The organism is Streptomyces sp. NPDC048825 (assembly GCF_043198355.1).
Lineage (GTDB): Bacteria > Actinomycetota > Actinomycetes > Streptomycetales > Streptomycetaceae > Streptomyces > Streptomyces xiangluensis.
The window spans coordinates 1-12,901 of the sequence record NZ_JBICUR010000034.1; the positions used below are offsets into that span (position 1 = coordinate 1).

13 protein-coding genes are annotated in these 12,901 nt (G+C 70.5%); 4 read left to right on the forward strand and 9 right to left on the reverse strand.

The genetic code is table 11. The features are described from left to right. The 7 genes from ACGFNK_RS44485 to ACGFNK_RS44515 form a co-directional block, all read right to left on the reverse strand. The coding region (locus ACGFNK_RS44485; RefSeq protein WP_393426726.1) for a serine dehydratase beta chain at window positions 1–450 on the reverse strand (450 nt) is incomplete at its 3' end. A gap of 9 nt (window positions 451–459) precedes the next feature. Further along, the gene (gene glyA / locus ACGFNK_RS44490) at window positions 460–1,740 is read right to left on the reverse strand and encodes a serine hydroxymethyltransferase (RefSeq protein ID WP_393426729.1); all 1,281 of its coding nucleotides are present in this window, start codon (window positions 1,738–1,740) and stop codon (window positions 460–462) included. Between the two features lie 85 nt (window positions 1,741–1,825). Further along, window positions 1,826–2,698 (reverse strand): formyltetrahydrofolate deformylase, encoded by an 873-nt coding sequence (gene purU, locus ACGFNK_RS44495; RefSeq protein WP_393426732.1) that lies wholly within the window; start codon window positions 2,696–2,698, stop codon window positions 1,826–1,828. Window positions 2,699–3,148: 450 nt separating this feature from the next. Continuing rightward, window positions 3,149–3,499 (reverse strand): metalloregulator ArsR/SmtB family transcription factor, encoded by a 351-nt coding sequence (locus ACGFNK_RS44500; protein ID WP_344395115.1) that lies wholly within the window; start codon window positions 3,497–3,499, stop codon window positions 3,149–3,151. A 216-nt stretch (window positions 3,500–3,715) separates the two neighbouring features. Then, entirely contained in the window at window positions 3,716–4,108 is a 393-nt protein-coding gene (locus tag ACGFNK_RS44505; protein ID WP_393426734.1) for an STAS domain-containing protein, read from the reverse strand. 87 nt (window positions 4,109–4,195) lie between these two features. Continuing rightward, complete coding sequence (locus tag ACGFNK_RS44510; protein WP_393426737.1) at window positions 4,196–5,929, reverse strand: SulP family inorganic anion transporter; 1,734 nt, start codon at window positions 5,927–5,929, stop codon at window positions 4,196–4,198. After that, window positions 5,926–6,267, reverse strand: a complete 342-nt coding sequence (locus ACGFNK_RS44515) for an ArsR/SmtB family transcription factor (RefSeq protein WP_393426740.1) — start codon at window positions 6,265–6,267, stop codon at window positions 5,926–5,928. Before ACGFNK_RS44515 ends, ACGFNK_RS44510 begins: the two co-directional genes overlap by 4 nt. Window positions 6,268–6,597: 330 nt before the next feature. On the opposite strand from ACGFNK_RS44515, the gene ACGFNK_RS44520 reads away from it, so the two are divergent. From ACGFNK_RS44520 to ACGFNK_RS44530, 3 genes are read left to right on the forward strand one after another with little or no spacing between them, the layout of a single operon-like run. Further along, on the forward strand, window positions 6,598–7,476 hold the full coding sequence (locus ACGFNK_RS44520) for a universal stress protein (RefSeq protein ID WP_393426743.1): 879 nt from the start codon (window positions 6,598–6,600) through the stop codon (window positions 7,474–7,476). Further along, window positions 7,473–8,252: an HAD family hydrolase gene (locus ACGFNK_RS44525; RefSeq protein ID WP_393426746.1), complete on the forward strand. Its 780-nt coding sequence runs from the start codon at window positions 7,473–7,475 to the stop codon at window positions 8,250–8,252. The genes ACGFNK_RS44520 and ACGFNK_RS44525 overlap by 4 nt, the downstream gene beginning before the upstream one ends. Continuing rightward, entirely contained in the window at window positions 8,249–10,618 is a 2,370-nt protein-coding gene (locus ACGFNK_RS44530; RefSeq protein ID WP_393426749.1) for a glycoside hydrolase family 65 protein, read from the forward strand. The genes ACGFNK_RS44525 and ACGFNK_RS44530 overlap by 4 nt, the downstream gene beginning before the upstream one ends. A gap of 30 nt (window positions 10,619–10,648) precedes the next feature. Here ACGFNK_RS44530 and ACGFNK_RS44535 read toward each other — a convergent pair whose 3' ends face one another. After that, window positions 10,649–11,206, reverse strand: a complete 558-nt coding sequence (locus tag ACGFNK_RS44535; protein WP_393426752.1) for a GtrA family protein — start codon at window positions 11,204–11,206, stop codon at window positions 10,649–10,651. Between the two features lie 35 nt (window positions 11,207–11,241). Further along, on the reverse strand, window positions 11,242–11,916 hold the full coding sequence (locus ACGFNK_RS44540; protein ID WP_393426848.1) for a DUF4097 family beta strand repeat-containing protein: 675 nt from the start codon (window positions 11,914–11,916) through the stop codon (window positions 11,242–11,244). A 221-nt stretch (window positions 11,917–12,137) separates the two neighbouring features. On the opposite strand from ACGFNK_RS44540, the gene ACGFNK_RS44545 reads away from it, so the two are divergent. Beyond that, entirely contained in the window at window positions 12,138–12,893 is a 756-nt protein-coding gene (locus tag ACGFNK_RS44545) for a helix-turn-helix domain-containing protein (protein WP_393426755.1), read from the forward strand. Window positions 12,894–12,901: the final 8 nt, after the last annotated feature.

The following is a 12,901-nucleotide window of genomic DNA, read 5'->3' on the forward strand; positions in this document are numbered from 1 at the left end:
GTACGTCTTCGTCAGGAGTTCGGCGCCGGACGCGTCGTACGCCCAGAGCGTCATGCCGTTCGCGTGGTACGGCAGCGTCTTGCGGCGGTGCAGGACCAGGTCGTCGTCGAAGGAGAAGGGGATCTCCTGAGCATCGCCGATCTCGACGCCCAACAGCCGCAGCCTTCCGGTCGACTTGATCCGCTCGACCTCGTGCTCGGCCTGGAGGACGTCGACGGTGTGCGGCTCGTTGCCCTCCAGACCGAGCAGGACGGCCTTCGGGGTGCCGTGGCCGTGGCCGGTCGCGCCCAGGGAGCCGTACAACTCGGCGTGGACCGTGGTGGTCTCGGCGAGTACGCCGTCCCCCTTCAGCCGGGCGGCGAACATGCGTGCCGCGCGCATCGGGCCGACCGTGTGGGAGCTGGACGGGCCGATGCCGATCGAGAACAGGTCGAAGACCGAGATGGCCACGGTCACTCCTTACTGGTTGAGACCGGGGTACAGCGGGTGCTTGTCGGCCAGCGCCTTCACCCGGGCCTTCAACGCGTCCGCGTCGGCCTCCCCGAAGGGAGAAGCCGCCTTGAGCGCCTGCGCGATGACGTCCGCGACCTCGGCGAAGTCCTCGGCCTGGAAGCCACGGGTGGCCAGGGCCGGCGTGCCGATGCGCAGGCCCGAGGTGACCATCGGCGGGCGCGGGTCGTTCGGGACGGCGTTGCGGTTGACGGTGATGCCGACCTCGTGGAGGCGGTCCTCGGCCTGCTGCCCGTCCAGCTCGCTCTCGCGCAGGTCGACCAGGATCAGGTGCACATCCGTGCCGCCCGACAGCACGTTGACGCCGGCCTCGCGGGCGTCCGGTGCGGTGAGCCGCTCGGCGAGGATCTTCGCGCCCTCGACCGTACGGCGCTGACGCTCCTTGAAGTCCTCGGAGGCGGCGACCTTGAAGGAGACCGCCTTGGCCGCGATCACGTGCTCCAGCGGGCCGCCCTGGAAGCCGGGGAAGACCGAGGAGTTCAGCTTCTTGGCGAAGTCCTTCTTGGCCAGGATGAAGCCGCCGCGCGGGCCGCCCAGCGTCTTGTGGGTGGTGGAGGTGACCACGTCCGCGTACTGGACCGGGTTCGGGTGCAGGCCCGCGGCGACCAGGCCCGCGAAGTGCGCCATGTCGACCCACAGGTACGCCTCGACCTCGTCGGCGATCCGGCGGAACTCTGCGAAGTCCAGCTGCCGCGGGTACGCCGACCAGCCCGCGATGATCACCTTCGGGCGGTGCTCCTTGGCCAGCCGCTCCAGCTCGGCCATGTCGACCAGGCCGGTGGCGGAGTCCACGTGGTAGGCGACCACGTTGAACTGCTTGCCGGAGAAGTTCAGCCGCATCCCGTGGGTGAGGTGGCCGCCGTGGGCCAGATCCAGGCCCAGGATGGTGTCACCGGGCTGGGCCAGCGCGAAGAGCGCGGCCTGGTTGGCGGAGGCGCCGGAGTGCGGCTGGACGTTGGCGTACTCGGCGCCGAACAGTTCCTTGAGCCGGTCGATCGCGATCTGCTCGGCCACGTCGACGTGTTCGCAGCCGCCGTAGTAGCGGCGGCCCGGGTAGCCCTCGGCGTACTTGTTGGTCAGCACCGAGCCCTGCGCCTCCATGACCGCGACTGGAGCGAAGTTCTCGGAGGCGATCATCTCCAGGGTGGACTGCTGACGGTTCAGCTCGGCGTCGACCGCGGCGGCGACCTCGGGGTCGAGCTCGTGCAGGGGCGTGTTCAGAACGGTCATCTGCGGCTTCCTCGTGTTGGGGCGCAGGGTGCGCCGTACGCCTCGGCGGGGGAGAAGTGCTGCGCCGACGTGCTCGGCGGCGTCCTCAGCGGAAGACCACGGTGTGGTGGCCGTTGAGCAGGATGCGGCTCTCGCTGTGCCACTGCACGGCGCGCGCCAGTACCCGGGCCTCGACGTCCCGGCCCATGGTGACCAGCTCGTCGGGGTCGTGGGAGTGGTCCACGCGGACGACGTCCTGCTCGATGATGGGCCCCTCGTCCAGGTCGGGGGTGACGTAGTGGGCGGTGGCCCCGACCAGCTTGACTCCTCGTTGGTGGGCCTGGAGGTAGGGGCGGGCTCCCTTGAAGCTGGGGAGGAAGGAGTGGTGGATGTTGATGGCCCGGCCCTCGAGTCGTTTGCACAGGTCGTCCGAGAGGATCTGCATGTAGCGGGCGAGGACCACGACGTCGATCTCGAACCGCCCTACCAGATCCAGCAGTTCCGCCTCCGCCTCCGCCTTGGTCTGCGGTGTGACGGGGATGTGGTGGAAGGGGATGCCGTGGCTGTGTGCGAGCGGCTCGAAGTCCCGGTGATTGGAGACAATCACAGGCACCTCGATGTTGAGTGCGCCGGTGCTCTTGCGGAACAGCAGGTCGTTCAGGCAGTGGCCGTACTTGGAGACCATGATCAGGGTGCGCGTGGGGGCGGCCGCGTCCCACAGCCGCCACTCGATCCGGTACGCCTCGGCCACCGGGGCGAAATCGGTGCGCAGGCGTTCCAGCGACGCCCTGGGGTCCGAGACGTCGAAGTGGACGCGCATGAAGAAGCGGCCCTGCAGGCGGTCGTCGAACTGCTGGCTCTCCAGGATGTTCCCGGAGTGGTCGACAAGGAAGCCGCTGACGGCGTGGACCAGGCCGGCCTGGTCGGGGCACGAGAGAGTGAGGACGAACTCGCGGCCGGGGTCGGGGCGAGGTGACATGACATCCTCCAATGGTGCGTAATGAGCAACAGAGCGAGCAATACGCAACATGGTCCAAGGGTGAGGGTGTCCGGTCAAGGGTGTGTCTTGACAGAAGTCCGCCAGCCGGGCTTTCGTGGCGCCGTTGTGTAATGAGAAATTCGCAGCGTGATGAGCAACCCACGCCAAGCGATCGCGCCACCGTCGCCCGGATGGCAACGCCCGATGCGGCGTGCGTCGCCAAAACGCCCCCACACCGGGCGGCTCTGCCGAGACAGGTCCAGTCGGACGGCGGCCGCACCGGAGCGGGGAGTTCGGCGGCGTCCGGCGAGAACCGGAACTTGAGCGGCTCCGTGTGTGTCCAACAGGCCACCCGCGGCCGGACTTATGGCACGCCGGGTGAAGCGACCGCCTCCCGCACCGAAGAGCGCTGTCGACTCTCGGGAGTTGGCCGCTGATTGAGGGCCGGCGTCACGACGGCGGTTTCGGCTGCGTCTGGGCGGCCTGAAGGTCGGCGAGCAGTTCGGCCTGGCCGGCGAGCACGCCGGACAGGATGGTGCGGGCGACCCTGAGCAACTCGGCGATGTGCGGGCTGGTCAGCGAGTAGTACACGGTCGAGCCCTCCTTGCGGGTCACCACCAGGTTCGCCCGCCGCAGCACCGCGAGCTGCTGCGACAGGTGGGCCGGCTCGATGCCCACCTCGGGCAGCATCTCCGCCACGGCGTGCTCGCGCTCGCTCAGCAGCTCCAACACCCGGATGCGTGCGGGATGGCCCAGTGTCTTGAAGAACTCGGCCTTCAGTTGGTACAGCGGGGTCGTCATCGTGCCGTCCTCTCCCCGGCGGAGCAGTACGGCGGTATGGGCCGGTCCTCGGCGCATCGCATCCACGCTCCACCCTTCGGGCGGGGGGACCTCCATCTCGCTTCGCTCGTCACACACATGCGGCCCATCCTCGCGCGCGGCGGCGGCCACACCGAATCTGTGCACCGGACGACAGTCTGCCGCCCGCGCTGGAGGAGCTGTTCGGGGCCGGTGGTCTCATCTGCGAGCTGCGTGCCCGGGGCGGGGACCGCTGTCCGCCGAGGCGGCCGCTCGTGTCCTGTGTGCCGCGAGCGCGCCGGACAGGTCGGGGTGCACGGGGATGGGCGGGCAGTCACCGACGGGGACCAGGGATCCGTCGGCGGGGATCGCGGCCAGTTCCAGGCTGCGGCCCGCTTCGGCAAGGCGGCGCGCGGCCTCGGTGATCGCCAACTGGCCCTCGGCCGACCAGCCGCGCAGTCCGGTCAGGTCCACGATGACCGGGCCGGTCCCGCGTCCCACGACCCAGCCGACGGCACCCGCGAAGCGGCGAACGGCGTCCAGACCCAGGTATCCGGAGACGGACAGGATGCCGAGGTTCTGCTCGACGGTGTAGCGCCACTCGATGGTCATGGGCGTCAACTTTCTTGCGCGATCAGCCTGTTCGGTTCAGAGGGGAGGGCGATCCAGATGTTCTTGGCGGAGTACTCGGCGGAGTACTCATCCGACGGGTTCCTCCGTTTCCTCGCTGACGGGCCGGGACGTCTGGGCGGGGAGGGCCGGCATGACGCCGGCGCACTCCAGGTGAGTACGGGCGCCCTGGATCGCCTCGGGCGTGGTGGCGTACTCACGCCCCTCCAGGCGCAGCAGCTCCAGCGCGCCGACCGAGTCCAGGACCTGGCGCTGACCGGCGCGGATCCCAGAGGTCATGACGACGATGCCGCGCCGGTGGAGCTTCTCCACCGCGTCCTTGAGGACGAGGGCACCGGTGGCGTCGATGGTCGTCACGCGGGACATCCGCAGGATGACGACGCGTACGTCGGCGACCTCGGCCAGCTCGAGAAGGAAGCGGTGGGCGGCGGCGAAGAACAAGGGCCCGTCGATGCGGTAGGCCACGATGTGCTCGGCCAGCAGCGCATGCTCCTCGGCGCTGTGGTCGCCCCGGTCCAGGGGGACCTGGTCCAGGCGGGCCTGTACGGCTACCGCACGCAGGGCCAGCGCACCCGCGACCACCAGGCCGATGATCACCGCGTACACGAGGTCGAGTGCGAGGGTCGCGACGGCGGTCAGCACCAGGATCAGCGCGTCGGAACGGGTGGCCTTCGCCATCGCCCGGAGCGAGCCGACCTCGACCATGCGGATCGCCGTGGCCAGCAGGACGCCCGCCAGCGCGGCGAGCGGGATCCTGGAGACCAGGGGCGCGGCGGCGAAGACGATCACGGCGAGGACCGCCGCGTGGGTGAGAGACGACAGCCGGGAGCTGGCGCCCGTACGGACGTTGACCGCCGTCCGCGCGATCGCGCCCGTCGCCGGCACGCCGCCGAACAGCGGGGCCGCGATGTTGGCCAGACCCTGCCCGAACAGCTCGCGCTCCGGGTCGTGCTTCTGGCCGACCGTCATGCCGTCGGCGACCGAGGCCGACAGCAGTGACTCCAGGGCGGCCAGCGCCGCCACCGCGACCGCGGGGGCGAACAGGGAGCCGAGCGAGCCCGGGTCCAGGAAGGAGAGAGACGGCGCGGGCAGTCCTGACGGCAGCTCGCCGATCGGCTGCGCGGCGTCCAGTCCGGCCACCTGCGCAACGACGGTGGCGGCGATCACCGCGAGGATGGAGAAGGGGACCGTGGGCCGCAGGCGGGCGCCCATCAGCATCACGGCGGCGACCGCCAGGGCGAAGGCGGCGGCGGTCCAGTTCGGGTGCTTCGCGAACTCCTCCAGGGCACGCCAGGTCACCACGAGGACGCGGTCGCCTTCCGGCTTGGGCACCCCCAGGGCATTCGGGATCTGCTGCAGACCGATCACGCAGGCGATGCCGAGCGTGAAGCCCTCGACGACCGGGGCAGGCACGTACTGCATGTACTTCCCGGCCCGGAGCAGGGCGAGCGCGACGAGCATCACGCCTGCCATCAGCCCCACGGCCAGAACCCCGGACGGCCCGTGCTCCGCGACGATCGGCACCAGCACCACCGTCATCGCGCCCGTCGGCCCCGACACCTGCAGATTCGAACCGCCGAACACCGCGGCCAGCGCACCGGCGATGACCGCGGTCGCCAGCCCGGCCTCGGCACCGAGCCCGGAGGAGACGCCGAACCCCAGCGCGAGCGGCAGTGCGACGATCGCCACCGTCAGCCCGGCCAGCAGGTCCCGGCGCGGGTCCCGGCGCATCTCCGTCAGATCGGTACGGCCGGGCAGCAGCGCGGTGAGCCGGGCCCCGGCCCGGGCGAACGAGCTCCTCATCGCGGGGTCACCTCGGCGTCCCGCAGCTCGGCCAGGAGCTCGTTCCGCCCAGCCAGCATCTCGGTCAGGATCCGGCGTGCGGCCTTCATCAGGTCGGCGACGTCCCCGCTGGCGAGCGCGTACACCACTGTCGAGCCCTCGCGCCTGGAGCTGACGATGCCCGACCGGCGCAGCACCGCCAGCTGCTGCGACAGGCTGGAGGGCTCCACCTCGATCCGGGCCCGCAGCCCCCGTACCGGCATCGGTCCGTCCTGCAGCAGCTCCAGCACCCTTATCCGTACGGGGTGCCCCAGCATCCTGAAGAACTCGGCCTTGGCCTGGTACAGCGGAACGGACACGGCTTCTCGACTTTCCCGACAGCGCCCCACCCGGGGCAAGCGAAGGCCGTGCCGGCGGCTACCTGCGAACACAGCCAACACAGCATCTAACCAATTGCGAAATTTTGCAATTCCGCATCAGGTGGCACTGAACGTTCCTCCCAGGACGGAGTCGTGGGGCAGGGCGAGTCGGGCGCGCTGCCCAAGGGCTCGACTGCGAGCCGAACACAGGGGCCGAATGGCCCAAGCCGTGGACGAACCGCCCCTCCCGCCACCCGGCCATGGATGCAACGGTGAGGGGAACCCGTGCTGCTGCACGTCTGCACAGCCCGGCGAAAGGTGGTGAGGGACATGGAGCTGCCCCTGATCGTGGGTGTCGACGGATCGAGTTCGAGCCTCGTCGCAGTCGACTGGGCGGTCGATGAAGCGGCCCGGCACGGACTGCCGTTGCGGCTGGTGTACGCCTCCCTGTGGGAGCGCTACGAAGGGGTCGCCCCGTCCGGGAGCGCTGCTGAACACCCGTCCGAGGAGGTGCTGGCGGACAACATCGTCGGTTCCGCGGCGGAGCGTGCCCGGCGGCGCAATCCCGAGGTGAAGGTCTCCATCGAGGTGGTGCCCGAGGACGCGGCGTCCGCCCTTGTGCTCAAGGGCCACAATGCCTCCGCCCTCGTGACGGGATCGCGTGGCCGAGGTGAGCTGACGGGCCTGCTCCTCGGGTCGGTCTCGCTGGCCGTGGCGTCCCGAGCCCACTGCCCGGTGATCGTGGTTCGCGGCGACAAGGCCGGCCTGGCGGGTAGCCACGAGCGGATCCTGCTCGGCGCGGGCGAGTCCGCGACCGGTGGTGAGGCGGTGCGGTTCGCGTTCCGTGAGGCCGAGGCGCGCGGGTGCACCCTCGATGTCGTACGTGCCTGGCGCTGCCCCGCGCACGAGGCCGCCGATCATCCGCTCCTCGCCGGGGATCCGGCGCACTACCACGAGGAGCAGGCGTCCGCCGTGCTCGATGCCTTGCTCCACGACCCGATGGCGGACCACCCCGGGGTACGGGTGCGCCGTCACACCGTGGAAGGACCGGCCCGCAAGGTGCTGTTGCACCGGTCGGCCGCCGCGGATCTGGTGATTGTCGGGGCGCACCGCCGGTCCGGCCATCTCGGGCTCCAGCTCGGCCGCGCAGGGCACACGCTGCTGCACCATGCGGCGTGCCCGGTGGCGATCGTGCCGCAGCGGGCGTGACCGTGAACCGCCCACTCGCCCCTGGGACGTCCCGCGAAGCGCTCGCACCGGTGCTGCGGGACGTGCAGGCCGTCGTCTTCGACACCGACGGAGTGATCACCGATTCGGCCCGGGTGCACGCCGCGGCCTGGAAAGCGGCCTTCGACGCCTACCTGCGCGCCCACCCGCCCGAAGACCCCGAACGGCGCCGCCCGTTCGACGTACGGGACGACTATCTGCGCCACGTCGACGGCAAGTCCCGCCTCGACGGCGCCGCCGCGTTCCTGGCCGCACGCGGCATCGAGCTGTCGGATGAGACGGTGCGTGCCGTCGCCGCGGACAAGGAGCGCCTGTTCGTGCAGCGGCTGCGCGAGCACGGCGTCGACGCCTATCCGGGGACCATACGGCTGGTGCATGCCCTGCGCCGGGCGGGGGTACCCCGAGCGGCGGCCTCGGCGTCCCGCCACGCAGGTGAACTGCTGGCCCGGGCCGGGGTACTCGACCTGTTCGACGTCCTCATGGACGGCGGCGAGGCGGCCCGACTGGGCTTGGCGGGCAAGCCGCAGCCCGACCTGTTCCTGGAAGCGGTCCGCCGGCTCGGCGTCCCCGCCGACCGCGCCGCCGTCGTGGAAGACGCCCTCGCGGGCGTGGAGGCGGGCCGGCGCGGCGGGTTCGCCCTGGTGATCGGCGTGGACCGCACCGCCGGTGAGGACACCGGGGCGCGGCTGCTGCGGCACGGCGCCGACATCGTCGTACGAGACCTGGGAGAACTATGTGGGGGAGGAGCGCCGAAGTGACGGGCTGGAGCTGGGAGTACGAGGGCTACGAACCTGCCGACGAGCGCCTGCGGGAGTCGCTGTGCACCCTGGGCAACGGCTATTTCGCCACCCGTGGCGCGCTGCCGGAGTGCGCCGCCGACGAGGTGCATTACCCGGGCACGTATGTGGCCGGCTGCTACAACCGGCTCACCTCCGAGGTCGCGGGCCGCCAGGTCGAGAACGAGGACATGGTCAACGTCCCGAACTGGCTCCCCCTGCGCTTCCGCCTCTCCGACGGGCCATGGCTCACCCCCGACACCGCGGCCGTGCTCGACCACCGTCAGATCCTGCACCTGTCGGCAGGGCTGTTGGAGCGCCGGACGCGGTACGACCTGGGCGAAGGACGGGAATTGAGGGTGCGTCAGCAGAGGTTGGTGCACATGGCGGACCCGCATCTGGCCGCACTGCGCACCGAGTTCACGGCCGAGGGCTTCTCGGGCGAACTCCAGGTCGAGGCAGCCCTCGACGGCGGCGTCACCAACTCCGGCGTGCCGCGCTACCGGGACCTGGACGGCCGCCACCTCACCCACGTGCACACCGGTACCGCCGCCCCGGACACGGTATGGCTGCGCTGCCGCACCCGCACCTCGGACATCCGCATCGGCATGGCGGCCCGCGTCACCGCCGAGGCGCCCGTCTCCATCAACCATGAAACCCCGTACGCCCTCCAGCAGTTGACCCTCGACCTGGCCTCTGGACGCACCGCGACCGTCGACAAGACCGTCGCCCTGCACACGTCCCGCGACCCCGCGATCAGCGACCCGCTCCACGCCGCCGTCGACCGGGTGGGCCAGGCACCCGGCTTCGACGCGCTGGTGGAGTCGCACCTGACCGCCTGGGACCAGCTGTGGCGCCGGGCGGAGCTCGACGTTCCCGGCGAGGCGGGCCGCATCCTGCGGCTGCACCTCTTCCACGTCCTGCAGACCCTCTCGCCGCACACCGCCGAGCTCGACGTCGGTGTGCCGGCGCGGGGACTGCACGGCGAGGCCTATCGCGGGCACGTCTTCTGGGACGAACTGTTCGTCCTGCCCTACCTCAACCTGCACTTGCCCGAGGTCTCCCGCGCCCTGCTCGGCTACCGCCACCGCCGCCTCGAACAGGCCCGGATGAATGCCCGGGCGGCGGGCCGCAGGGGGGCCATGTACCCCTGGCAGAGCGGCAGCGACGGACGCGAGGAGACCCAGCAGCTCCACCTCAACCCGCGCTCCGGACGCTGGCTGTCCGACCATTCCCGGCTCCAGCACCACGTCGGCTCGGCGATCGCGTACAACGTGTGGCAGTACTGCGAGGCCAGCGGCGACATGGAGTTCCTGCACACCAAGGGCGCCGAGATGCTGCTGCAGATCGCCCGCTTCTGGGCGGACGCCGCCGTCTACGACGAGTCCCTCGGACGGCACCGCATCAGGGGTGTGGTCGGCCCCGACGAGTACCACGAGGCGTACCCCGGCGCGCGGGTGCCGGGCCTCGACGACAACGCGTACACGAACCTCACCGCCGCCTGGGTGCTTGCCCGCACACTGGAGCTGTTGGAGACCCTCCCGGAGCCACGCCGCCGCGAACTCGTCGAGCGCACAGGTCTGGACGGGGGCGAACTCGAACTGTGGGAGGACGTGTCCCGCACGCTCCACGTGCCCTTCCACGACGACGTCATCAGCCAGTTCGAGGGCTACGGCCGGCTGGAGGAGCTCGACTGGGACGGTTACCGCGAGCGGTACGGCGACATCCGGCGCCTGGACCGGATCCTGGAGGCGGAGGGCGACAGCGTCAACCGCTACCAGGCCTCCAAGCAGGCCGACGTCCTGATGCTCGGCTATCTCTTCTCACCGGCCGAACTGCAGAGCCTTTTCCGCCGGTTGGGCGTACATCTCGATGAGGACACCTGGCAACGCACCGTCGACTACTACCTGCACCGCACCAGCCACGGCTCCACCCTCAGCGGTCTCGTCCACGGCTGGGTGCTGGCCCGGGCCCGTCGGGCGGAGGCCTGGAAGTTCTGCCAGGAGGCCCTGCAGGGCGACATCGCCGACCTGCAGGGCGGCACCACCGGCGAGGGGATCCACCTGGGCGCCATGGCCGGCACCCTCGACTTCGTCCAGCGCGGACTGACCGGCCTGGAGACACGGGGCGGTGCACTGTGGCTCGACCCGGTGCCGCTGCCCGAGCTGTCCTCGTACGGCTTCGCCCTGCGCTACCAGGGGCACTGGGGCGTACGGCTGCGGCTGGAGCGAGAGCTGCTGCGGATCGAGGTGCCGTCGTCCGACGCCTCGCCGATCGACGTACGGCTCCCGGACCGCACGGTGTGCCTGCAGCCGGGGGAGACCGGTCGACTGCTGCTGTCGGAGTGACGGCACTCCCGGGCGCCAGGGGGCCGGGGCTCACGCCGCCAGGTGTGGCCGCGACCCGTTGGGCCAGCTTGTGCACGATGGCTGGCGTACTGCCGTGGGGTCGGGCGTGGGCACCGTCTCGTGCTGTGTCAGTGGTCGTGTGGTCTGGCTGTGGCGGCTGGTGAAGACGTAGAGGCGCAGGATGGCGAAGCGGGCTGTGCCCGCGAGGGCGGAGGCACTGAGGTAGACGGTCTGCTGGGTCAGTGTGCCGGGGGAGGGCTGGGTCAGGTGCAGGACGTAGATGGCGATGCTGGTCGCCAGGTACGCGGCGGTCGCTGAGCCGGCGGACTGCCAGTGCTCTTGCCATCGGGCGCTGCGTCCTTTGGCGAAGGTGAGGCGGGCGTGGAGTTCGGTGCACAGCAGGGTGGAGGCGACGGTGATGATCGCGTTCGAGATTGCCCAGGGCATGGTCATGGCCAGCAGCGGTACCGCGAAGCTGGAGAGGACCCCGACGCCGCCTCCGGTGATGGCGAACCTTAGGAAGGAGGCGACGGGGCCAGGGGCGGCCGAAGTCGCCATCGCGGGCTTGTGTGCGAGTGGCGACTTCATGACGGTTACTCCTTTGGTGACTTGGAGACTGCGGGCTAGAGGCTGCGGGCGGTGATGTCGCCGTAGGCGGTGGTCGCCTGGATGTTCAGGCCTGCGGCGGCGCCTTCGGTGTTCTTGAGCGCGTTGCGGATCCGGCCGTAGGAGGTGCCGGCGTCCAGCGAGGCGGAGACTCCGCGGGCGGCGCCGACCGAGATCTGGCCCTGCTGGGTGCGCAGCGTGACCGTGCCGCGGACAGCCTCGTCGATGCGGATGTCGCCCTGCTGGGTGCTGATCTCCGCGGGTCCGCCCAGCCGGCCGACCGAGACGTCCCCGGCCAGGACGGTCAGGCGGGCGCCTGCGGTCTCGTCGAGCTTGACCGGGCCCTGCGCGCCCTCGACGGCGACCTCGCCGAGCCGTCCGACCCCCCGGAACTCGGCGCCGGCCGACTTCGCCTCGATGCGGGATCCGGCGGGCAGCTGGACGGTCACCTCGACCGAGCCGGACGGGCCCAGGATCCGGTTCTTCGTCGCCGCCGTGGCCGTGATCCGCAGGGTGCCGTCGGCGTATTCGACCGTGGCCTGCTCGGCCAGCTTCACATCCCGGTTCTTGGAGGGGTCCGCGGGCCGGATCTCGACCGTGGTGTCGGTGCGGTCGGCGGCGATCACCTGCACCCGCCCGGCCTGGATGTCGAGGACGGCGGCGATCGGGGCGGGGGTGTCGAACTTCTGCATCATGCTCTCCTGGGACTCGTCGTTTGCGATGACGGAAAAGCTACGTTGCATTCATGGAGTCGGCAACAAAATCATTGCGATGAATTTCCATTTGTGCAGGTGGAAGGCGAGAAATCGTTGCAACGAGTCTCGAGATTAATGCAACGACGGTGCCCGGGTCGTTGCAATGGATTGGGGGTGAACGCTATTCTGGGGCGCCACGGAGCATGAAGGAGACCGCGATGCCGGGAGGCAGACTCACCCAGCAGGAGCGCCAGCAGATCGCGCTGGGGCTGGCCGACGGCCTCGCCTACGCGGAGATCGCCAGACGTCTCGAGCGCCCGACCTCGACGATCACGCGTGAGGTGATGCGCAACGGCGGCCCCACCGCCTACCGCGCCGACCTGGCCCACCGCGCCACCGAACACCGCACCCACCGGCGCAGGCAGGCCACGCCCCGGGGGACCGAGGCACCCGAGCAGGCCTACGGACGCGACGCCGAGGCGGTGCGCGAGTACGAGGAGATGTTCACCAGCGTCATGATGGCTTCGGGCATGACCACGATGACGGCCCGGGTGATGGTCTGCCTCACCCTCACCGACTCCGGCAGCCTCACCGCGTCCGAACTCGTCCAGCGCCTCCAGGTCAGCCCGGCGTCCATCTCGAAAGCGATCGCGTTCCTCGAGAGCCAGGCCTTCGTCCGCAGGGAACAGGGCGAACGCCGCCGCGAGCGCTACGTCGTCGACGACGACGTCTGGTACCAGTCGATGGTGGCCAGCGCCCGCTCTCTCGCCCAGGTCGTCGAGATCGCACGGCAGGGCGTCGGCGTCCTCGTCCCCGGCAGCCCGGCTGCCACCCGCCTGGAGAACATCGCCCGCTTCCTCGACTTCGTCGCCGAGAGCACCGCCCGCGCCGCGGAACAGGCCCGCGAGATCCTCCACACGAAACCGGCAACGACCGCCGACGACACCGGCACGCCACGCTCAGGCCGCGAATAGGTATGGGG